At 59.0% G+C, this 21382-nt stretch carries 18 protein-coding genes and 1 pseudogene; 10 read left to right on the forward strand and 9 right to left on the reverse strand.

Annotated elements, in window-relative coordinates; all coding sequences use genetic code 11:
* Positions 1-2 precede the first annotated feature (2 nt).
* The 8 genes from paaG (at position 3) to KHQ23_RS01105 (ending at position 7227) form a co-directional block, all read left to right on the forward strand.
* Positions 3-791 carry a 2-(1,2-epoxy-1,2-dihydrophenyl)acetyl-CoA isomerase PaaG gene (paaG, locus tag KHQ23_RS01070; protein WP_004140117.1) on the forward strand — a complete coding sequence of 263 codons (789 nt, stop codon included), beginning with the start codon at positions 3-5 and terminating at the stop codon, positions 789-791.
* The gene (gene paaH / locus KHQ23_RS01075; protein ID WP_073553536.1) at positions 792-2216 is read left to right on the forward strand and encodes a 3-hydroxyacyl-CoA dehydrogenase PaaH; all 1425 of its coding nucleotides are present in this window, start codon (positions 792-794) and stop codon (positions 2214-2216) included.
* Positions 2206-2628 carry a hydroxyphenylacetyl-CoA thioesterase PaaI gene (gene paaI, locus KHQ23_RS01080; protein WP_002902876.1) on the forward strand — a complete coding sequence of 141 codons (423 nt, stop codon included), beginning with the start codon at positions 2206-2208 and terminating at the stop codon, positions 2626-2628. The genes paaH and paaI overlap by 11 nt, the downstream gene beginning before the upstream one ends.
* A complete protein-coding gene (gene pcaF, locus KHQ23_RS01085) occupies positions 2628-3833 on the forward strand; it encodes a 3-oxoadipyl-CoA thiolase (RefSeq protein ID WP_004148223.1) in 1206 nt (401 codons plus the stop codon). The genes paaI and pcaF overlap by 1 nt, the downstream gene beginning before the upstream one ends.
* A gap of 26 nt (positions 3834-3859) precedes the next feature.
* Positions 3860-5176 (forward strand): phenylacetate--CoA ligase PaaK, encoded by a 1317-nt coding sequence (gene paaK, locus KHQ23_RS01090; protein WP_032434440.1) that lies wholly within the window; start codon positions 3860-3862, stop codon positions 5174-5176.
* A 99-nt stretch (positions 5177-5275) separates the two neighbouring features.
* Positions 5276-6202, forward strand: coding sequence for a phenylacetic acid degradation operon negative regulatory protein PaaX (gene paaX, locus KHQ23_RS01095; protein WP_004194367.1), 927 nt, complete (start codon positions 5276-5278; stop codon positions 6200-6202).
* Positions 6203-6211: 9 nt separating this feature from the next.
* Complete coding sequence (paaY, locus tag KHQ23_RS01100; protein WP_002902883.1) at positions 6212-6808, forward strand: phenylacetic acid degradation protein PaaY; 597 nt, start codon at positions 6212-6214, stop codon at positions 6806-6808.
* Between the two features lie 8 nt (positions 6809-6816).
* Positions 6817-7227, forward strand: coding sequence for a GFA family protein (locus KHQ23_RS01105; RefSeq protein WP_024940864.1), 411 nt, complete (start codon positions 6817-6819; stop codon positions 7225-7227).
* Positions 7228-7263: 36 nt separating this feature from the next.
* Here the strand turns inward: KHQ23_RS01105 and azoR are convergent, their stop codons facing one another.
* Positions 7264-7869: an FMN-dependent NADH-azoreductase gene (gene azoR / locus KHQ23_RS01110; RefSeq protein ID WP_002902889.1), complete on the reverse strand. Its 606-nt coding sequence runs from the start codon at positions 7867-7869 to the stop codon at positions 7264-7266.
* A 204-nt stretch (positions 7870-8073) separates the two neighbouring features.
* On the opposite strand from azoR, the gene hrpA reads away from it, so the two are divergent.
* Positions 8074-11976: an ATP-dependent RNA helicase HrpA gene (gene hrpA / locus KHQ23_RS01115; protein WP_020316481.1), complete on the forward strand. Its 3903-nt coding sequence runs from the start codon at positions 8074-8076 to the stop codon at positions 11974-11976.
* 60 nt (positions 11977-12036) lie between these two features.
* Here hrpA and KHQ23_RS01120 read toward each other — a convergent pair whose 3' ends face one another.
* The 6 genes and pseudogenes from KHQ23_RS01120 to KHQ23_RS01145 all read right to left on the reverse strand — a co-directional run bounded on the left by KHQ23_RS01120 (position 12037) and on the right by KHQ23_RS01145 (position 18340).
* Entirely contained in the window at positions 12037-12711 is a 675-nt protein-coding gene (locus KHQ23_RS01120; protein WP_020324670.1) for an O-methyltransferase, read from the reverse strand.
* Positions 12712-14091: an efflux transporter outer membrane subunit gene (locus KHQ23_RS01125; RefSeq protein ID WP_211776831.1), complete on the reverse strand. Its 1380-nt coding sequence runs from the start codon at positions 14089-14091 to the stop codon at positions 12712-12714.
* The gene (locus KHQ23_RS01130; RefSeq protein ID WP_002902965.1) at positions 14088-15173 is read right to left on the reverse strand and encodes an HlyD family secretion protein; all 1086 of its coding nucleotides are present in this window, start codon (positions 15171-15173) and stop codon (positions 14088-14090) included. Before KHQ23_RS01130 ends, KHQ23_RS01125 begins: the two co-directional genes overlap by 4 nt.
* Before the next feature lie 28 nt (positions 15174-15201).
* Positions 15202-16854, reverse strand: a pseudogene (locus KHQ23_RS01135) (MFS transporter).
* Entirely contained in the window at positions 16854-17285 is a 432-nt protein-coding gene (locus KHQ23_RS01140; protein WP_002902969.1) for a MarR family winged helix-turn-helix transcriptional regulator, read from the reverse strand. Before KHQ23_RS01140 ends, KHQ23_RS01135 begins: the two are co-directional and overlap by 1 nt.
* 107 nt (positions 17286-17392) lie before the next feature.
* Entirely contained in the window at positions 17393-18340 is a 948-nt protein-coding gene (locus tag KHQ23_RS01145) for a LysR family transcriptional regulator (RefSeq protein ID WP_004183866.1), read from the reverse strand.
* Positions 18341-18440: 100 nt separating this feature from the next.
* On the opposite strand from KHQ23_RS01145, the gene KHQ23_RS01150 reads away from it, so the two are divergent.
* Positions 18441-19439, forward strand: a complete 999-nt coding sequence (locus KHQ23_RS01150; protein ID WP_032434444.1) for an aldo/keto reductase — start codon at positions 18441-18443, stop codon at positions 19437-19439.
* A 155-nt stretch (positions 19440-19594) separates the two neighbouring features.
* Here the strand turns inward: KHQ23_RS01150 and KHQ23_RS01155 are convergent, their stop codons facing one another.
* Together KHQ23_RS01155 and KHQ23_RS01160 are read right to left on the reverse strand one after the other, a co-directional pair.
* Positions 19595-20869, reverse strand: coding sequence for a Glu/Leu/Phe/Val dehydrogenase (locus KHQ23_RS01155; RefSeq protein ID WP_032434445.1), 1275 nt, complete (start codon positions 20867-20869; stop codon positions 19595-19597).
* A 212-nt stretch (positions 20870-21081) separates the two neighbouring features.
* A complete protein-coding gene (locus tag KHQ23_RS01160; RefSeq protein ID WP_004224524.1) occupies positions 21082-21228 on the reverse strand; it encodes a hypothetical protein in 147 nt (48 codons plus the stop codon).
* Positions 21229-21382: the final 154 nt, after the last annotated feature.

Here is a 21382-nt window from a genome sequence, read left to right on the forward strand (position 1 = left end):
TCGTGGAAGCTTTCATTCTCAGCGCAGTGGAACAGGGCGTCATGACCATTACCCTCAATCGCCCGGACCGCCTCAACAGTTTTAACGATCTGATGCATCACCAGCTGGCGGAATGTCTGAAGCAGGCCGAGCGCGATGATGGCGTGCGCTGCCTGCTGATCACCGGCGCCGGCCGCGGTTTTTGCGCCGGCCAGGATTTGAACGACCGCAATGTCGACCCCAGCGGCCCGCCGCCGGATCTTGGCATGTCGGTAGAACGCTTTTACAACCCGTTAGTGCGCCGTCTGGCGGCGCTGCCGAAACCGGTCATCTGCGCGGTTAACGGCGTGGCCGCCGGCGCGGGCGCTACCCTGGCGCTGGGTTGCGATATCGTGCTGGCCGCGCGTTCGGCCAAATTTGTGATGGCGTTCAGCAAGCTCGGCCTGGTGCCGGACTGCGGCGGCAGCTGGTTCCTGCCGCGGGTGGCCGGCCGCGCTCGCGCGATGGGGCTGGCGCTGCTGGGCGACAGCCTCAGCGCGGAACAGGCCGCGCAGTGGGGGATTATCTGGCAACTGGTGGACGATTCAGAACTGGCGGATACCAGTCTGCAACTGGCGCGCCATCTGGCGGCGCAACCGACGTTTGGTCTTGGGCTGATTAAAAAGGCGCTGCTGGCTTCTGAAACCAACAGTCTCGACGCGCAGCTGGACCTGGAGCGCGATTATCAGCGTCTGGCCGGGCGCAGCGATGATTACCGCGAAGGGGTCAGCGCGTTTCTGGCCAAACGGCCACCACAGTTCAGCGGGAAATAGATGATGACGACATCCTTAGCCACCGTGGCGGTGATCGGCAGCGGCACCATGGGGGCCGGCATCGCCGAAGTGGCTGCCGCCGCCGGGCATCCGGTGCGTATTTTTGATATTAACCCTAAGGCTGTAGACCAGGCGATAGAGGGTATCGCCGGGCGTCTGGCGTCACGCGTTGCGCGGGGCAAACTGGCGTCAGAGCAGGCTGATGCGCTGCTGGCGCGCCTGCATCCGGCCCACGATTTAGCCGCGCTTGCCGATGCAGATTTAGTGATCGAAGCGGCCTCTGAACGGCTGGAGGTCAAAACGGCGCTGTTCGCGCAGCTGGCGGCGATCTGCGCGCCGTCAACGCTGTTGACCAGTAATACCTCATCTATTTCGATTACCGCTATCGCCGCCGGGGTCAAAAACCCGGAGCGGGTGGCCGGACTGCACTTTTTTAATCCGGCGCCGGTGATGAAGCTGGTCGAGGTGGTGAGTGGTCTTGCGACCTCCACAGAAGTGGTGGAGCAGCTGTGCCAGTGCGTAAGCGGCTGGGGGAAACAGCCGGTGCGCTGCCGCTCAACGCCCGGTTTTATCGTTAACCGCGTAGCGCGTCCGTTCTACGCTGAGGCCTGGCGCGCGCTGGAAGAGCAGGTCGCCGCCCCGGAGGTTATCGATGCCGCTTTGCGTGACGGCGGCGGTTTTCCTATGGGACCGCTGGCGCTGACGGACCTGATTGGCCAGGACGTCAACTTCGCCGTGACCTGTTCGGTGTTTAACGCCTTCTGGCAGGACCGCCGCTACCTGCCATCGCTCCTCCAGCAAGAGCTGGCGCTGGCCGGGCGGCTAGGTAAAAAGAGCGGCCACGGCGTCTATCGCTGGCCCGCTGAGATACTGCCGGACGCGGCGCTGCCGCCGGTAATGATGGGTGCTGAATCCGTTACCGTCAGAAGTGACAACGTCACTGAATTAGACGATGTCTTGCTGCTGGAGACTGAAGGCGAGACCGCCCTGGCGCTGAGTATTAAGCATCACCGCCCGGTGGTGGTGTATGACCTGTGCGCCAGCGATACGGTGGTGCTGGCCGCAGCGGCGACCAACGCGCCTGCGGCCACTGATAAGGCCGTGCATTACTTCCAGCAGCAGGGCAAGAAAGTGCTGCGTATTGCCGATTATCCCGGCCTGCTGGTGTGGCGCACGGTGGCGATGCTGATTAACGAAGCGCTGGATGCGGTACAAAAAGGCGTCGCCAGCCCGCAGGATGTCGATACCGCGATGCGCCTTGGCGTGAACTATCCGCATGGCCCGCTGGCATGGGGAGAACGCCTTGGCTGGCGGCGGGTGCTGCAACTGCTGGAGAACCTGCAACACCATTATGGCGAGGAGCGCTATCGCCCCAGTTCCCTGCTGCGCCAGAAGGCGCTGATGGAGAAGCACCATGAGCAATGATCCGTGGCGCAACGCGCGCGTGATGTACGAAAAAGATACCTGCGCCAGAAAGATGGGGATCGAACTTATCGAAATGGACGACGGTTTTGCGCAGATGAGTATGACCGTCTCGGCGGACATGCTTAACGGCCATCAAACCTGTCACGGCGGTCAGCTATTTACGCTCGCCGATACCGCTTTCGCCTACGCCTGTAACAGCCAGGGGCTGGCGGCGGTGGCCTCGGCGGCAAGCATTGATTTTCTTCGTCCGGCGTTTGCCGGCGACCGGCTGGTCGCCACCGCCAGAGTCAAACAGCAGGGCAAGCTGACCGGCGTCTACGACATCGAAATTGTTAATCAACAGCAAAAGATTGTGGCCCTGTTCCGCGGCAAATCGCACCGCATCGGCGGCACAATCACGGGAGACGTGTAATGCGCGACGCCTTTATTTGTGACGGGATCCGTACGCCGATTGGCCGCTACGGCGGCGCGCTGGCCAGTGTGCGCGCCGACGACCTGGCGGCGATCCCGCTGCGTGAGCTCCTGAGTCGTAATCCCGGGCTCGACCCGGCAGCAATTGATGATGTGATTTTCGGCTGTGCGAATCAGGCCGGGGAAGATAACCGCAACGTGGCGCACATGGCGACGTTGTTGGCCGGTTACCCGCATACCGTGCCGGGCACCACGATTAACCGCCTGTGCGGATCGGGTCTGGATGCCATCGGCTTTGCCGCCAGGGCGATCAAAGCCGGCGATGCCGATCTGCTGATTGCCGGCGGCGTGGAATCGATGTCGCGTGCGCCTTTCGTGATGGGAAAAGCCAGCACGCCGTACCAGCGTCAGGCGGAACTCTTTGATACCACGATTGGCTGGCGTTTTGTGAACCCGCTCATGGCGCAACACTTCGGAACTGACAGCATGCCGGAAACGGCCGAGAATGTAGCTGAATTGTTAAATATCAGCCGGGCCGATCAGGACGCTTTCGCCTGGCGCAGCCAGCAGCGCACGGCGCAGGCCCAGCGCGACGGCATTCTGGCGCAGGAGATTGTGCCGGTGCAGATTGTCGGCCGGAAAGGGGCGGTTAGCGACGTGCGCGAGGACGAGCATCCGCGCCCGGAAACGACGCTTGAGCAGCTGGCGAAACTGAAAGCGCCGTTCCGCCAGGGCGGCGTCATTACTGCGGGCAATGCTTCAGGCGTCAACGATGGCGCCGCGGCGCTGATCATCGCCAGCGAACAGCAGGCCGCTATCCAGGGGCTCACGCCGCGGGCGCGTATCGTGGCGATGGCGACGGCGGGTGTCGAACCGCGCCTGATGGGACTGGGGCCGGTACCGGCGGTGCGTAAAGTGCTGGAGCGGGCGGGACTCAATATTAACGATATGGATCTGATTGAGCTGAATGAGGCCTTCGCCGCCCAGGCGCTGGGGGTGCTCAGACAGCTCGGCGTGCCGGACGATGCGGCGCACGTGAATCCCAACGGCGGCGCCATCGCGTTAGGCCATCCGCTGGGCATGAGCGGCGCGCGGTTAGCGCTGAGCGCCAGCCTTGAGCTGCAACGCCGGGGCGGGCGCTATGCGCTGTGTACGATGTGTATTGGCGTGGGTCAGGGCATTGCCATGATCCTCGAGCGAGTGTGAGCTAATTTACCTGCGAGTACCCTACAATGATAACTACTACAAAATTAGATCCGATTGAAACCGCATCGCGTGACGAACTGCAGGCCCTGCAAACCCAGCGCCTGAAATGGACGCTGAAGCATGCGTACGAAAATGTGCCGATGTATCGCCGCAAATTCGACGCCGCCGGCGTGCACCCTGACGACTTTCGGGAATTAAACGATCTACAAAAATTCCCCTGTACCACCAAACAGGATCTGCGCGACAACTATCCCTTCGATACCTTCGCGGTGCCGATGGAGCAGGTGGTGCGCATTCACGCCTCTTCCGGCACCACCGGCAAACCGACGGTGGTGGGGTATACGCAAAACGATATTGATAACTGGGCCAATATTGTCGCCCGTTCGCTGCGCGCGGCCGGTGGTTCAGCAAAAGATAAAATTCACGTCGCCTACGGCTACGGCCTGTTTACCGGCGGCCTTGGCGCGCACTACGGCGCGGAACGTTTGGGCGCGACGGTGATCCCGATGTCCGGCGGACAGACCGAAAAACAGGCGCAGCTGATCCGCGATTTCCAGCCGGATATGATCATGGTGACGCCGTCCTACTGTCTGAATCTGATTGAAGAGCTGGAGCGCCAGATGGGCGGCGATGCCCGCGGCTGTTCATTGCGGGTCGGCGTCTTTGGCGCTGAGCCGTGGACGCTGGCGATGCGCGCGGAAATCGAGCGCCGGCTGGGGATCACCGCCCTGGATATTTACGGTTTGTCGGAAGTCATGGGACCGGGCGTAGCGATGGAGTGTCTGGAAACCGTTGACGGCCCGACTATCTGGGAAGACCACTTCTTCCCGGAAATCGTCAACCCGGACGACGGTACGCCGCTGGAAGATGGCGAGCATGGTGAGCTGCTGTTTACCACCCTGACCAAAGAAGCGCTGCCGGTGATCCGCTATCGTACCCGCGATCTGACGCGCCTGATGCCGGGAACCGCGCGGACCATGCGCCGCATGGATCGCATCAGCGGACGCAGCGACGATATGCTGATTATCCGCGGGGTTAACGTCTTCCCCTCGCAGCTGGAAGAGGAGATCCTCAAGTTTGAACATCTGGCGCCGCACTATCAGTTAGAGGTCAATCGCCGCGGTCATCTGGATTCGCTGGCGGTGCGCGTTGAGCTGAAAGAGAGCGGGCTGGCGCTGAGTCATGAACAACGCTGCCAGATTTGCCATCAGTTGCGTCACCGCATTAAGTCGATGGTCGGGATCTCCACCGATATTACTATCGTCAACTGCGGCAGCATTCCGCGCTCGGAAGGGAAAGCCTGTCGGGTATTCGACCTGCGAAAAGCGGTGGTTAGCGGTTAATCCTCTCCCCGATAACCCGGCTGAGGCCTTTACGCCGTAAGCCGGGAATTTCCTGTGCTATGATTCATAAAGGAAAAATATAACAACAGAATGAATCAGATGAGTAAACTCGACGCCTTTATTCAACAAGCGGTGACGGCGATGCCCATCAGCGGCACGTCATTAATTGCCTCGCTGTATGGCGACGCTTTATTACAACGCGGTGGGGAAGTGTGGCTGGGCAGCGTCGCGGCGCTGCTGGAAGGATTAGGCTTCGGCGAGCGCTTCGTACGCACCGCGCTGTTTCGCCTCAATAAAGAAGAGTGGCTTGATGTTGTCCGCATCGGCCGGCGCAGCTTCTATCGCCTGAGTGATAAAGGGCTGCGCCTGACCCGGCGCGCGGAGCATAAAATTTATCGCGCCAGTGCCCCGGAATGGGACGGTACCTGGCTGCTGCTGCTTTCGGAAGGCCTGGAGAAAAATGTGCTCGCCGACGTTAAAAAGCAGCTGCTGTGGCAGGGGTTTGGCGCGCTGGCGCCGAGCCTGCTGGCCTCGCCGTCGCAAAAGCTGGCCGATGTCCAGTCTCTGCTCCACGAAGCGGGCGTCGCCGAAAACGTCATCTGTTTTGAAGCCCATTCGCCGCTGGCGCTCTCCAGAGCGGCCCTGCGCAGCCGGGTGGAGGAGTGCTGGCATCTCACCGAACAAAATGAGATGTACGAGGCGTTTATCGCCTTGTTCCGTCCTCTACTGCCGCTGCTGCGCGACTGCGACCCGTCAGAGTTGACGCCGGATCGCTGTTTCCAGATCCAACTGCTCCTTATCCATTTCTATCGCCGGGTGGTGCTCAAAGACCCGCTGCTACCGGAAGAGCTCCTGCCGGCGCATTGGGCAGGGCAAACCGCCCGCCAGCTGTGTATCAATATTTATCAACGCGTGAGTCCCGGCGCGCTGGCGTTCGTCAGCGAGAAAGGTGAGAGCTCGGTGGGCGAGCTCCCGGTGCCGGGTCCGCTCTATTATCAGCGCTTTGGCGGTTTGCCGGGCGCATAAGGAGGTTGCATGCCGATATATCAGATTGATGGACTGACGCCAGTGGTGCCGGAGGAGAGTTACGTTCACCCGACCGCGGTGTTGATTGGCGACGTGATCCTCGGCAAAGGGGTCTATGTTGGGCCCAACGCCAGCCTGCGCGGCGACTTCGGGCGCATCGTGGTCAAAGACGGCGCCAATATTCAGGATAACTGCGTGATGCATGGCTTCCCCGGCCAGGATACGGTGGTGGAAGAGGAGGGCCATATCGGCCACGGCGCTATTCTGCACGGCTGCGTGATTGGCCGCAACGCGCTGGTGGGCATGAGCGCGGTGATTATCGATGGGGCGGTCATTGGCGAAAACAGCATTGTCGGCGCTTCGGCCTTTGTCAAAGCCAACGCCGAGATGCCCGCCAACCATCTGATTATCGGCAGCCCGGCAAAAGCGATTCGCACCCTGAGCGAACAGGAGCTGGCGTGGAAAAAACAAGGTACCCGTGAATACCAGGCGCTGGTGGAACGCTGTAAGCAGACGCTGCACCAGGTGGAGCCATTACGGGAAGTCGAAGCAGGGCGTAAGCGGCTGGCGTTTGATGAAAACCTGCGGCCAAAAGCCGCAACCTGAGGGGTAAAATTATGGCAGAGAAATTATCCGCGCACTGTCACTGCGGTGCGGTGGCGTTTACCGTGGAACTCAGCGACGGCTTCAACACCGTTCGGCGCTGTAACTGCTCATATTGTCGCATGCGTGGGGCGGTCGCGGTCTCTTCGCCGCGTTCAGGAATAGAGGTGGTACGCGGAGGGGATAAGCTCACAGAGTATCGCTTTAATACAGGGGAAGCCGTGCACTTTTTCTGCTCGGTATGCGGGATCTACACCTTTCATCAACGGCGATCAAACCCACAGCAGTATGGGGTGAATGTGGCCTGCATTGACGGCGTTTCGCCTTTCGATTTCCCTTGCGTGGAGGTCAACGACGGCGTGAATCATCCAAAGGATGGCGGCGGAGGCGTGGTGGGGTATTTACGCTACGAGAAAAAGTAAAACTCTCCTCCCGCAGGAAGCGAGAGGAGTGAAATATTAGGCTGCAACCACGCTGTCGATGGCCGCTTTCGCGTCAGACTGCGCTTTGGCCGCGACTTCCGGGCCGTAAGCGATACCTTCGGCGAACACAAAGTTCACGTCGGTGATGCCGATGAAGCCGAGGAAGGTGGACAGGTATGGGGTGACCAGGTCGGTCGGAGTATCTTTATGGATACCGCCGCGGCTGGTAACGACGACCGCGCGTTTACCGGTTACCAGACCTTCCGGCCCTTTCTCGGTGTAGCGGAAGGTGACGCCGGCGCGAGCCACCAGGTCGAAATAGTTTTTCAGCTGCGTCGGGATGTTGAAGTTGTACATCGGCGCAGCGATGACAATCACATCGTTGCCTTTCAGTTCGGCGATCAGCTCGTCGGAAAGGGCCAGCGCTTCCTGCTGACGCGGAGTCAGCGGCGCGTCGCTCGGACGCAGGGCGCCAACCAGTTCGCCATCCAGAACCGGGATCGGATTGGCGGCCAGGTCACGTACGGTGATCTCATCGCCAGGGTGTTTTTCCTGCCATTGTTCAACAAAATAGTCGGAAAGCTGACCAGATTGTGAGTACCCTGCCAGAATACTGGATTTCAGAACTAATACTTTGCTCATGGGTGTTTCCTTTTTTTAATGTGATTGACGGGTCAATGCCCTGGTGCTTGTTGACACTGTATTCACAATCGCGCCACAGAGATAGCGCAATATATCGAATTCTATGTTCAGATTTTTTGAACAAGGCACGAATGACACAGATGTGGTACTCTAAGGCAATACTTCAAAAGAGATTTTCCCGGCAGAGCTCTGCCCGATAACGCTATGACAGAACAACAAAAAATCACCTTCCCCCAGCTTTATCAACAGCTCGACGGCCTGATGCTGCGCGACAAAACGCGCTTTGCCCGCCGTCTGCACGGCGTGAAGAAGGTTAAAAATCCTGAATCGCAACAGGCCATTCTGCAGGAGATGGCGCTGGAGATAAGCCAGGCAGCCGGTAAAGTCCTGCTGCGCGAAGCGGCGCGTCCGGCCATCACCTATCCGGAAAACCTGCCGGTTAGCCAGAAAAAACAAGAGATTCTCGAGGCGGTGCGCGACCACCAGGTGGTGATCGTCGCCGGGGAGACCGGTTCGGGTAAAACCACCCAGTTGCCCAAAATCTGCATGGAGCTGGGGCGCGGGCTGAAAGGACTCATCGGCCATACCCAGCCGCGTCGCCTGGCGGCGCGGACCGTCGCCAATCGTATTGCCGAAGAGCTGCAGAGCGAGCCGGGCGGCTGCATCGGCTATAAAGTCCGCTTCAGCGACCATGTCAGCGAAAACACCATGGTTAAGCTAATGACCGACGGTATCCTGCTGGCGGAGATCCAGCAGGATCGTCTGTTGATGCAGTACGACACCATCATTATCGATGAGGCGCACGAGCGCAGTCTGAATATTGACTTTCTGCTCGGCTATCTGAAAGAGCTCCTGCCGCGCCGCCCGGACCTGAAAATCATCATTACCTCGGCGACCATCGACCCGGAACGTTTCTCAAAGCATTTCAATAATGCGCCGATTATCGAAGTCTCCGGGCGGACTTACCCGGTGGAAGTGCGCTATCGGCCGATAGTGGAAGAGGCGGACGATACCGAGCGCGATCAGTTACAGGCGATCTTTGATGCGGTTGACGAACTGGGGCGCGAAGGGCCCGGCGATATTCTGATCTTTATGAGCGGTGAGCGGGAAATTCGCGATACCGCCGATGCGCTGAATAAGCTGGATCTGCGCCATACCGAAGTGCTGCCGCTGTACGCCCGCCTGTCCAACAGCGAGCAGAACCGCGTCTTCCAGCCGCACAGCGGACGACGCATCGTGCTGGCGACCAACGTGGCGGAAACCTCGCTGACCGTGCCGGGCATTAAATACGTTATCGATCCCGGTACTGCGCGTATCAGCCGTTATAGCTACCGCACCAAGGTGCAGCGCCTGCCGATCGAGCCGGTTTCCCAGGCGTCCGCCAACCAGCGTAAGGGCCGCTGCGGCCGCGTTTCGGAAGGGATCTGTATTCGTCTTTATTCAGAAGACGATTTCCTGTCGCGCCCGGAATTTACCGACCCGGAGATTCTGCGCACCAACCTGGCGTCGGTCATCCTGCAGATGACCGCCCTGGGCTTAGGCGATATCGCCGCCTTTCCGTTTGTCGAAGCGCCGGATAAGCGCAATATCCAGGACGGCGTACGCCTGCTGGAAGAGCTGGGCGCCATCACCACCGATGCGCAGGCAACGGCTTATAAGCTAACCCCGCTGGGCCGCCAGCTCAGCCAGCTACCGGTGGATCCGCGTCTGGCGCGCATGGTGCTGGAGGCGCAGAAGCACGGCTGCGTGCGGGAAGCGATGATCATCACCTCCGCGCTGTCGATCCAGGACCCGCGCGAGCGGCCGATGGACAAACAGCAGGCCTCTGACGAAAAACATCGCCGCTTCCACGATAAAGAGTCCGATTTCCTCGCCTTCGTCAATCTGTGGAACTACCTCGGCGAGCAGCAGAAGGCGCTGTCGTCGAATCAGTTCCGCCGCCAGTGCCGGGTCGATTTTCTTAACTATCTGCGTGTGCGCGAGTGGCAGGACATCTACACCCAGCTGCGCCAGGTGGTGAAAGAGCTTGGCCTGCCGATCAACAGTGAGCCGGCGGAATATCGCGAGATCCATACTGCGTTGCTGACCGGTCTGCTGTCGCACATCGGCATGAAAGATGCCGATAAGCAGGAGTATACCGGCGCCCGTAATGCGCGGTTCTCTATTTTCCCGGGTTCCGGCCTGTTTAAAAAGCCGCCAAAGTGGACGATGGTGGCCGAGCTGGTGGAGACCAGCCGGCTGTGGGGGCGTATTGCCGCCCGCATTGAGCCGGAGTGGGTGGAGCCGGTAGCGCAGCACCTGATCAAGCGCTCATACAGTGAGCCGCACTGGGAACGGGCGCAGGGCGCGGTGATGGCGACGGAAAAGGTCACCGTTTACGGCCTGCCGATCGTCGCCGCGCGTAAGGTCAACTACAGCCAGATCGACCCGGCGCTGTGCCGCGAACTGTTTATCCGCCATGCGCTGGTGGAGGGCGACTGGCAGACGCGTCACGCCTTCTTCCGCGATAACCTGAAGCTGCGCGCGGAAATCGAAGAGCTGGAGCATAAGTCGCGCCGTCGCGACATCCTGGTTGATGACGAGACGATGTTCGAGTTTTACGACCAGCGCATTAGCCACGATGTCATCTCCGCTCGCCACTTTGATAAGTGGTGGAAGCAGGCCAGCCGCGAAACGCCAGACTTGCTCAATTTTGAAAAGAGCATGCTGATTAAAGAGGGGGCGGAGCAGGTCAGTAAACTGGACTACCCGAATTTCTGGCATCAGGGCAACCTCAAGCTGCGTCTTAGCTATCAGTTTGAACCGGGCGCTGACGCCGATGGCGTAACGGTGCATATTCCGCTGCCGCTGCTCAACCAGGTAGAGGAAGCCGGGTTTGAATGGCAGATCCCTGGCCTGCGTCGCGAGCTCATTATCGCGCTGATAAAATCGCTGCCGAAGCCGGTACGGCGCAATTTCGTCCCGGCTCCCAACTATGCGGAAGCGTTTCTTGGCCGGGCGGCGCCGCTCGAGCTGCCGCTGCTCGATTCGCTGGAGCGCGAGCTGCGTAAGATGACCGGCGTGACCATCGACCGCGAAGCCTGGCAGTGGGATCAGGTGCCCGATCACCTGAAAATCACCTTCCGGGTGGTGGATGATAAAAACAAGAAGCTGCAGGAAGGGCGCTCGCTGCAGGCGTTGAAAGACGCCCTGAAGGGCAAAGTGCAGGAGACGCTGTCGGCGGTCGCTGATGACGGTATTGAGCAGAGCGGGCTGCATATCTGGAGCTTTGGCACCCTGGCGGAAAGTTACGAACAGAAGCGCGGTAACTATAAGGTGAAAGCCTGGCCGGCGCTGGTGGACGAGCGCGACAGTGTGGCCATCAAGCTGTTTGATAATCCACAGGAACAGCAGCAGGCCATGTGGCGCGGTCTGCGTCGCCTGCTGCTGCTCAACATCCCGTCGCCGATTAAGTATCTGCACGAGAAACTACCGAATAAAGCCAAGCTTGGGCTCTACTTTAACCCGTACGGCAAAGTGCTGGATCTGATTGACGATTGCATCTCCTGCGGCGTTGATAAGCTTATCGACGAAGCGGGCGGTCCGGTGTGGACGGAAGAGGGCTTTAGTCAGCTGCACGATAAAGTGCGAGCCGAGCTCAACGACACGGTGGTGGAGATCGCTAAACAGGTCGAGCAGATCCTCACCGCGGTGTTCAATATCAACAAACGGCTGAAAGGCCGGGTGGATATGACCATGGCGCTGGGGCTGTCGGATATCAAAGCGCAGATGGCGGGTCTGGTGTATCGCGGCTTTGTCACCGGCAACGGTTTCCGCCGTCTTGGCGATACGCTGCGCTATCTGCAGGCGATTGAAAAGCGTCTGGAGAAGATGGCTATCGATCCGCACCGCGATCGGGCGCAGATGCTTAAGGTGGAGAGCGTGCAGCAGGCGTGGCAGCAGTGGCTGAATAAGCTACCGCCGAACCGCCGTGAGGACGACGATGTCCGGGAGATCCGCTGGATGATCGAGGAGCTGCGGGTCAGCTTCTTCGCCCAGCAGCTGGGCACCCCGTATCCTATCTCGGACAAGCGAGTGTTGCAGGCGATGGAGCAAATTACCCCATAGCCTGGCTGGTTGTCCCCGGTGGCGCTGCGCTTACCGGGGCTACTGGTCAGGCGTCCACGCTTAAGCGTTTACCCACGCCAGAGTAAAGCCGTCCCAGCCTTTAGTGCCCACGGTTTGCAGCGCCGTTGCCGTCAACCGCGGCTCGGCGCCCATCATCTCAATGAACTGACGCACGCCCTGAACGCGCTCGTCAGCGCTCTGTGGGTTGACCACTTCGCCGTCGCGTACCACGTTATCGCCAATAATTAAGGTTCCTGGGCGGGAATAACGTAGCGCCCAGCGCAGATAATGGGGGTTATTCGGCTTATCGGCATCGATGAAGATCAGGTCGAAAGCGGGACATTCGCCAAGCGCCTCCAGGGACTGTAACGCCGGCCCCTCCCGTAGCGTGACCCGCTGGTCAACGCCCGCCAGCTGCAGATTCTCCCGCGCCACCTGGGCATGATGCGCGTCGGCCTCCAGGGTGAGGAGCTGGCCGTCTGCAGGAAGCTCGCGCGCCATCCAGATGGTGCTATAGCCGCCGAGGGTGCCGATCTCCAGTATCCGCTTAGCCTGGGTTAGCCGTACCAGCAGGGCGAGAAACTGACCCTGATTGGCGGCGACATCGTGTGCCGGGAGCCCGGCACGATGGTTGTTTTCCAGTACCCGATCGAGCACAGGATCGCCGGGAATTAAGGCCTTAATCAAATAATTGTCTACTGCCGACCACTGTTGTTGCATATGACGCTTCCCCATTTAGCTCCCTGATGAGTCAGACCAGCCGCCTCCCAGCGCCCGGTACAGATCGATCTGCGCCAGCAGCAGGTTGTTCTTCACCTGCACCACGCTAAGCTGGGTGGAGAACAGCGTTCGCTGGGCATCAAGCACATCCAGATAAGAAGAGTAGCCGTTACGGTAGCGGTTTTGTGCAATACGTAAGGTTTCCTGGGCAACGGTCTCTTGTTCCTGAAGCTCGGATAACTGTTCGCCATAGCGACTGATGGCGTCCAGGCTGTCATTGACCTCTTTGAACGCGCTGCGCACCGTTTTCTCATAGCTATAGAGCGCCTGGTTGCGCTGGGCCATGGAGACGTCCACCTGGGCATTTAACGCCTGGCGGTTTAGCAGCGGCGCCAGAATACTGCCGCCAAGACTCCACAGCCGCAGCGGGTTGTCCAGCAGATCCGGCAGCGTCCGGTCCTGCAGGCTGCCGGTAGCGGTCAGGTTAATAGAGGGCAGCAGCTGCGCCTGCGACGAGGCCAGCGTGGCGTCGGCGGCCACCAGCTGGCGCTCGGCCTGAGCGATGTCCGGACGGCGGTTGAGCAAGGTGGACGGCAGCTGCGACGGCAGACGCAGCGGGGTAAGCTGGGCGAACTCGCCGCGTTTTACCGCGCCAGGGTTATCGCCGAGCAGCACGCTGAGCGCATTTTCCTGCTGCGCAATCTGGTGCTGTAGCGGCGGGATCTGCGCCCGCGTTGACCGCAGCTCCGAATCCGCCTGCATCAGCTCAAGGCGTGAAGTATACCCGGTTTCAAACTGACGTTTGGCCAGGCGCCACGCGTCTTCCCTTGATGTTAGCGTCTGCTGGGTCACCCGCAGCTGCTCATCCAGCGACAGCAGCGTGACGTAGCCAACGGCCACCGAGCTGGCGACGCTCAAATTGGCGGCGGCGGCGGCGGCTTTCTGCGCCTCAAGGCTGGCCCCGGCGGCGTTGGCCGCGCTGCGGTTCGCTCCCCAGATATCGACATCATAGCTGGCGGTCAGGCCGCCCTTATACAGTGTGCTGTGGATCGGCAGGCCGGTGGCGGCGGACTGCGTCCGGGCGCGGGTGCCGGTGAGGCTGGCGTCCAGTGACGGAAACAGGCTGCTGTCGGCGGCGTAAGCGCGCGCCTGATACTCATTCACTCGCTCGCGGGCGATCAGCACATCGCTGTTATAGCGCAGCGCCTGGTCGACATACTGATTGAGGGTACTGTCATGAAAATTGCGCCACCACACGCCCTCCACCGGGCTGGCCGGGCCAACGTCGGCCCGCCAGGCGGCAGGAATAGTCAGGGTCGGCTGCGCGCGCTGCACATCGGCGGATTGACAGCCGACCAGCGCCAGAACGATAGCAGGGGCGACCGGGCGGATCATGGTTGTTTCTCCGCACGGGTATCAATAGTCACCTGCACCGACATCCCTGGCCGCAGGCGTTCGCTGTTGTTTTGCCCGTCGTTGACCGTAATACGCACCGGGATGCGCTGGGCGATCTTGACGAAATTGCCGGTGGCGTTGTCCGGAGAGATGGCGCTGAACTCCACCCCGGTCGCCGGGGAGATACTCTGCACCTTGCCGTGGAAGGTCTCGCCGTTGAGCGCGTCTACGGTGAAGGTGACCGGCTGGCCAACGCGTACTTCGGCCAACTGGGTCTCTTTGAGGTTGGCAATTACCCAGTGCTGCGGCGGAACCAGCGAGGTCAGATGGGTTCCGGCGCTGACATAGGCGCCAAGACGCACCGAGATCTGCCCCAGCTGGCCGCCGGTGGGGGCGATAATCTGGGTATTCTGCAGGTCGATCTGCGCCAGCTCAAGCGCCGCTTTGGCGCTGGCCACGTCGGCCTCCAGCGAATCGCGATTGACGATGGTCGATTCACGGTCCTGGCGCGACATCTCCAGCGCCGCTTTCGCCTGCTCAATATCCGCCGCCCCTTGCGCCGCGCTGGCCCGCGCCGAATCACGTTCGCGGATCGACAGCGAACCGTCGGCGGTTAACTGCTGGATGCGTTTTAAATCGGCCTGGATTTTCAGATTCTGCGCGCGGGCGTTTTGCAGCGCGGCTTCATTCTTGGCGATCGTCGCCTCGGCGCTTTTGCGCTGTTGCAGGTTATTGCGCAGCGCGGCCTCTTTCATCGCCAGGGTAGCCTGGGCCTGATGCACCCGCTGTTTATAGATGCGATCGTCTATCTGGAACAGCACCTCGCCCGGCTGGACAATCGCGAAATCTTTGACGTTGACGGCGGTGATATAGCCGTTGACCTGCGGGCTAATAAAGGTGGTCTGCCCGCGCACATAGGCGTTGTCGGTAAACTGGCTATGACGAGTGAACGGCGGCAGTTGCCAGGCGTAGAGGATCACCAGCACGCCGACGAGGCCTATCGCCGCGGCGGTAAAAATGGAAACCACGCGAATATTATTCCGGGTGTTGGCCTGTTGTTTGGCCGCATCCTGCTGACTCATAACGACTCCAGAGATGAAATGATGATAATTATTTGCTGCCGGTAGCGCGTTGCAACGCGATATGGGCAGTCAGTCGTAAGCGAATTAAGCGCCAGAAAACCCACACTAGTGTCCCGGCGGAGATCGCCGCCGTCAGCAGATAGGTATCATTCCAGGCGAGAATATTGGCCTGCAGCGTCGCGGCGTTTTGCAGCAGGGTGGTGGCCTGAACGTTGAGCAGCGTACAGTCGCCAATCTGGCTCTGATACATCAGGCTGTACTGCTGCAGCCGCTCGACGATCAGCGGGTTCAGGGTGGTTATCTGGTCCGCCAGCTGGCTGGAGTGGAATTTCTCACGCCAGGTCTGGAAGGTGCCGAGGATCGCCGAGCCGAGCAGCCCGCCAATGTTCTGGCTCATGCCGAACAGCACCGAGAAGCTGACCAGGTTGCGCGGGTCGGCAAACACGCCGCCAATCCCGGCGAGCATCGCCGGGGCCAGAAAGAAGGCGCTGCCGAAGCCGAGTAAAAACTGGCTGAACATTAATTGTTCCGGACGGGTGAGGGCGTTGGACTGGCTGTCGAGCAGCGAGGCTATCATGATCAGCGCCAGCGCGGTGGCGGTCGGCCAGTAGAGCTTCTGCGGGTTGAGCGTCAGACAGCTGGCAATGATCCCGCACAGAATACCGGCGAAAATCGACCACGCGAGGTTAGTCATCTGTTCGTTTTGCAGGCCAACGTACTGCAGCCAGCCGATGACCCCGGTGTTCTGCTCCGCCAGCACGATGCGGATCAACAGCATAATCAGGCCCAGACGCACGATGCTGCCGCTGGAGAGCCATTTGGTATTGAGCAGGGGGTTGCTGCGGTTATGCTCGAAGGTAATCGCAGCGACGATCAGTATTACCGCCGCCGCCAGCGCCCAGCCGATCCACGGCGCTTCAAACCACCACTCGAGCCGCCCCAGCGACAGCACGGCGCACACCAGCGCCATGCCGGGCGCCAGCAGAAAGAAGGTAATGAAATCCTTTTTTTCGAACACTTTTTTACGATCGCTTGGCGGCAGTTTTAGCGCGATGACGCAGGCCAGCGACACCAGCGCCAGGCCCAGCTCAAAGAAGTAGAGACCGCGCCATTCATCGGTCTGCAGCAGTTCGGTGGAAAAGAGGCGCGCCAGGGGAATGGCCAGTGACGAGCCGGTGATGCCGATAGTTAGCCCTTTCAGGCGATGGCGCGCAGGCCAGGCCTGTACCTGGTAGTAAATCCCCAGCGAGCTGAGCGCCGCGGCCACCATGCCGTGGGCGGCGCGAACCATCATCGCTGAGCTGAGATCGTTGACGAAGAGGTGGAAAAAGGTGACCAGCACATAGAGCACCAGAAAGCCTTCGGTGAAAGCGCGCAGGCCAAACTGCTGGCGGAATTTCACCAGCAGCAGGTTGATGGAGACGTTGGTCATCACGTATACCGCCGGCAGCCAGGCGATTTCTGTCGACCAGGCGGCGAAGGTACCCTGCAGCAGCTGCAGGTTGGCGGTGACCACTGCGTTGCCCAGCGCGCCGGTGAGACATACCAGCAGACCGACCACGCCGTAGGCAAGGCGTTTCGCCGGACTGTGCAGCGGCGTCGACGGCGAACCGAGCAGAGCCGGTTTTTCATGCGGCGCCCAGTCATGCGGGGCGTAGGGGTTATCCTGGCGACGGGGCATTATTTCTTCTCCACTTCGCGCAACAGCTTTTCCAGCACCCGCTGGGTTTGCTCCTGCTCCTGTGGGGTAATCGCCGTCAGGATCTCTTCGCGCAGATCGTCAGCCACCGTTTTGACCTGTTCATAGAGGGCCTTCCCTTTGTCGGTGACCACCAGCAGTCGCTTACGTTTGTCGCTGGCGGTGGTGATGCGCTCCACCAGTCCGAGGGCGACCAGACGATGGATCAACGGCACAATGGTCGGGCTCTCCACCCCCAGCTCCTGCGCCAGTTCGCTTTGCGACAGCGGCTGCTGGTGGCGGGCGATGGACGCTACCGCCACCCAGCTGGCCTGGCTGAGACCGAGATTTTTCAGCCGACGATTGACCGCCAGCCGCCAGTGGTGCGCGGTGAGGTATAAAAGATGAGAGAAGGTAAGCTGTCGATTGTCCATAGGTCGTCTGTCAATATCGTTAGAGCTCTAACGATTTTATGCCGGATAACCGCCGGAGTTCAAGATGAAAGATAGAAATTGGTTAACGGTATGTACGTTAATTGTAGTTAATCTTCCGGCCGCGATCCGTGTCGTGCGGTCTGCTGACCGAGGATATTTTTATTCTGCGCCATCACCCAGGCGATAAAGGCCCGCAGGGGGGCGGGAATATGTTTCCGGCTTGGGTAGTAGACGCAGAAATGGTCGGCAGGATAGCGGTAGCCGGGTAACAAATGGACCAGGCTGCCCGCGCTCAGCTGCTGCGTCACCAGCGACTGATAGACAAAGGCGATGCCTAATCCGCTCTCCGCGGCCTGGATCATTGCGCTATCGGCATCGACGACCAGATCGCCTTTAACCGCGACCTCGCTAAGCTCGCCGCTGGGGCCAATAAACTCCCAGCGGTACTTCTCACCACCAGGAAAACAGCGGTTAATGCAGCGGAAATTAACTAATGACTGCGGGGTGTCGGGCTCTCCGGCTTCGCGTATATAGTCCGGGCTGGCCACCGGGATCAGCGATAGTTTCTCGCCAAAGGGGATGGCAATCATCTCTTTGGGCACATCCTGCGAATAGCGAATGCCGGCGTCAAAACCGGACTCGATAATATTGACTTTCCGATCGGTGGCATACAGTTCGAGCGTCACATTGGGACAGGCGTTTTTAAAGGCGATAAAATAGTCTTGAAAAAACAGGTCAATAACAATGCGCGGTAAATTAACTTTCACCACGCCTTCCGGAGTCAGACGGTGATAATTCAGACTGTCCACCACCCGGCGATAATCATTGACCACCGGCGTTATATTATTAAGAAATTCCTCACCCACTGCGGTTAATGACAAACTGCGCGTTGAGCGATTTAGCAGGCGCACGCCTAACTTTTCTTCCAGATGATTAATAGCGACGGTAAGGGCCGGTGGGGAAAGGTTTAACGCTTTAGCGGCCTGACGAAAACTGCCATGTTTCACTATGAGTATTAATATTTCTATTTGTTGCAGATCGGGCAAGGTTTTCATTGTTAATTTCCAGCTAACACCGCGTTCGGAATAGATTAATTGTTATCAATATGAAAGGGAAGTATATATTTAATGCCATTCAGCAATTAAGGAAAATAAGATGAAAACACGTTATCTTGGAAAAGAGAAGTTTCAGGTTTCCGCATTAGGTCTCGGATGTATGGGGATGAGTTTTGCCTATGGCGGCGCTGAAACGTCGCAGGCGATAAATACGATCCATGCCGCCATGGACATGGGCGTGACCTTCCTGGATACCGCCGAAGTATATGGTCCTTTCGATAATGAAGTTCTGGTCGGAAAAGCGATTAAAGGTTTTCGCGATAAGGTGCAGATTGCCACCAAATTTGGATTTCGTATTTTGCCGACCGGCCAGGGTCTGGAGCGGATGGCCGGCGTTGACAGCCGTCCGGCACATATTCGCGAATCAGTGGAAGGGTCGCTGAAGCGACTGAATGTCGAGACCATCGATCTGCTCTATCAGCACCGCGTCGATCCCGCGGTACCGGTGGAAGAGGTGGTGGGCACTATGGCCGATCTGGTTAAAGAGGGTAAAATTCGCCATATCGGTCTGTCGGAAGTATCTGCTCAGACGCTGCGCCGGGCCTGCAAGGTACATCCGATCGCTGCCGTGCAGACGGAATATTCGCTATGGAGCCGCGAGCCGGAGGGCGGTATTCTCCACACCTGCCGCGAGCTGGGGGTCGGCTTTGTGCCATACAGCCCGCTTGGCCGCGGCTTCCTGACGGGGACAATTACCGATCCCGGCGTTTTGGCAGCGGATGATTTCCGCCGCCATCTGCCGCGCTTCCAGGCCGAAACCATGCGCAAAAACCAGCTGCTGCTTGAGCGCCTTCAGCAGGTGGCCACCCGCTATGACGCGACCCTTGCGCAGATTGCCCTTGCCTGGGTGATGAGCAAAGGCGAGGATATCGTGCCTATCCCGGGGGCGAGGAAAATTGCTCACCTGCGCGACAATGCCGGCGCCGCGAATATTACCCTCGCGGCGGAGGACATCCTCACCATCGAACATATTTTCACTGCCGACAACGTCACTGGCTTACGCTATACCCAGGGCGACTTTGATTTAATCGAAAAATAATCCCCTGCGGGCAGCGGATGGTTATTACTTGCGTGACGTTGTCACCTTTACCGAACAACTCCTCGTCAGATAGCGCACATCCTCGGCGGTTAACGGCGCGGCAAAGAAAAAAAGGGGCGGCGCAAGGCCACCCCTGATGCGGTTGCTGATGGGGATCAGCCCGGGTAGATGCCACGGTCTTTACGCGCCATCAGGATGCGCTCGCAGGCCACGATATAGGCGGCGGTGCGCAGCGTACACTCTTTCTCGGCGGCTTTATCCCAGACGTGCACGATAGCGTCGGTCATAATGCGGTCCATTTTGGCGTTGATCTCCTCTTCGCTCCAGAAGAAGCTGGCCATGTCCTGTACCCACTCAAAGTAGCTGACGGTCACCCCGCCGGCGTTGCAGATAACGTCCGGCACCACGATCACGCCGCGCTCGGCCAGCACGTCGTCCGCTTCCGGATAGGTTGGGCCGTTGGCCCCTTCCAGCACCAGTTTGCAGGTCAGCTTCTCCGCGCGCTCGCGGGTGATTTGCCCTTCCAGCGCCGCCGGGATCAGGATGTCCATCGGGGTGGTCCAGAAGGCGTCTTTATCGATCTCCTGGGCGCCCGGGAAACCGGCAATCTGCTTTTTCTCCGCCTGCCAGGCGGTGAGGGCGGCCATATCGATTCCGCCTTCGTTATACAGGGTCGCGGTATGATCCTGAATAACCACGATACGAGCGCCGACGCCGGCGAACAGGCGGGCCGCTTCGCTACCGACGTTACCAAAGCCCTGCAGCGCCAATTTGGCGCCTTCAATTTCGATACCGGCGCGACGGGCAACTTCCCGGCCGGTGACAAACACGCCGCGTCCGGTGGCTTTTTCACGACCGAGGGAGCCGCCGAGGTGGATCGGTTTGCCGGTGACCACGCCGGTGATGGTGGTGCCATGGTTCATGGAGTAAGTGTCCATCATCCATGCCATCACTTTGCCATTGGTGCCGACGTCCGGCGCCGGAATATCTTTCTGCGGCCCGATAATAATGCCGATTTCGCTGGTGTAACGGCGGGTCAGACGCTCCAGTTCACCTTCCGACAAGGAGAAGGGGTCGACGCGGATGCCGCCTTTGGCCCCGCCGTAAGGAATATTGACCGCGGCGCATTTAATGGTCATCCAGGCAGAAAGTGCCATGACTTCGTTAAGATCGACATCCGGATGGTAGCGAACACCACCTTTACCCGGTCCGCGCGACAGATTGTGCTGAACGCGATAGCCCTCGAAGTGGCGGATGGTGCCGTCGTCCATTTGCACAGGAATGTCGACGATCAGCGCGCGCTTCGGATGGCGCAGGGTTTCCACCCAGTAGGCAAGATCGCCGAGATAAGGCGCGACGCGGTCGATCTGGCGCAGGTAGGTGGTCCATGGAGATGTACTACTTTCAGATGCGTAAGATAACTTTTCCATAAGAGTCCTGTTTCTCAGTGTTATTTATGTCGTGTAAAACCGTGGAATAGCTACAGCAGTAAACTCTGTGCAATGAATGGTATCACCAATTTTATAAAGCGGTATTTGACGGCAATTCCGATTTTTAAATTTTTGTTAGATTTTTTATTTTTTAAGTGAATAACTACGCACGTCAACCACCCGCAAGCTGTGCATTTTAATTCACTTTTTATTCACTTAAGTGCATAAGAAAATATTTTTTCTATGTTTTTCATTATCTTGATGATCTTCAAAAAGTGAATAAATTGCTTTTGCCCGTATTGACAATCTTGTTGTTCACAGGCCAGCATTAGCCCACACAACAACATGGCATTAACCATGAATTAACAATTACCCGTAAAAAGAATAGGGCTTTATTTTTCTGTGGTGAATATTTTTACCATCGCAGCGGGCGCGCTCGTGCCCAAAATAAGCCGAGGGGCAGGGTTAATGTCGATTGTCCAACGCGACGGGAGCGTTTTCCGTCGTCTTACG

Origin of the sequence: Klebsiella sp. 64, from assembly GCF_018223915.1 — a bacterium.
GTDB lineage: Bacteria > Pseudomonadota > Gammaproteobacteria > Enterobacterales > Enterobacteriaceae > Klebsiella > Klebsiella pneumoniae.

Bases quoted from the DNA above. Each gene is read 5' to 3' on its own strand.
- paaH (WP_073553536.1), top strand. From the start codon at position 792: ATGATGACGACATCCTTAGCCACCGTGGCGGTGATCGGCAGCGGCACC.
- paaI (WP_002902876.1), top strand. From the start codon at position 2,206: ATGAGCAATGATCCGTGGCGCAACGCGCGCGTGATGTACGAAAAAGAT.
- pcaF (WP_004148223.1), top strand. From the start codon at position 2,628: ATGCGCGACGCCTTTATTTGTGACGGGATCCGTACGCCGATTGGCCGC.
- paaK (WP_032434440.1), top strand. From the start codon at position 3,860: ATGATAACTACTACAAAATTAGATCCGATTGAAACCGCATCGCGTGAC.
- paaX (WP_004194367.1), top strand. From the start codon at position 5,276: ATGAGTAAACTCGACGCCTTTATTCAACAAGCGGTGACGGCGATGCCC.
- paaY (WP_002902883.1), top strand. From the start codon at position 6,212: ATGCCGATATATCAGATTGATGGACTGACGCCAGTGGTGCCGGAGGAG.
- azoR (WP_002902889.1), bottom strand. From the start codon at position 7,869: ATGAGCAAAGTATTAGTTCTGAAATCCAGTATTCTGGCAGGGTACTCA.
- hrpA (WP_020316481.1), top strand. From the start codon at position 8,074: ATGACAGAACAACAAAAAATCACCTTCCCCCAGCTTTATCAACAGCTC.
- KHQ23_RS01120 (WP_020324670.1), bottom strand. From the start codon at position 12,711: ATGGGGAAGCGTCATATGCAACAACAGTGGTCGGCAGTAGACAATTAT.
- KHQ23_RS01125 (WP_211776831.1), bottom strand. From the start codon at position 14,091: ATGATCCGCCCGGTCGCCCCTGCTATCGTTCTGGCGCTGGTCGGCTGT.
- KHQ23_RS01130 (WP_002902965.1), bottom strand. From the start codon at position 15,173: ATGAGTCAGCAGGATGCGGCCAAACAACAGGCCAACACCCGGAATAAT.
- KHQ23_RS01140 (WP_002902969.1), bottom strand. From the start codon at position 17,285: ATGGACAATCGACAGCTTACCTTCTCTCATCTTTTATACCTCACCGCG.
- KHQ23_RS01145 (WP_004183866.1), bottom strand. From the start codon at position 18,340: ATGAAAACCTTGCCCGATCTGCAACAAATAGAAATATTAATACTCATA.
- KHQ23_RS01150 (WP_032434444.1), top strand. From the start codon at position 18,441: ATGAAAACACGTTATCTTGGAAAAGAGAAGTTTCAGGTTTCCGCATTA.
- KHQ23_RS01155 (WP_032434445.1), bottom strand. From the start codon at position 20,869: ATGGAAAAGTTATCTTACGCATCTGAAAGTAGTACATCTCCATGGACC.
- KHQ23_RS01160 (WP_004224524.1), bottom strand. From the start codon at position 21,228: ATGGTTAATGCCATGTTGTTGTGTGGGCTAATGCTGGCCTGTGAACAA.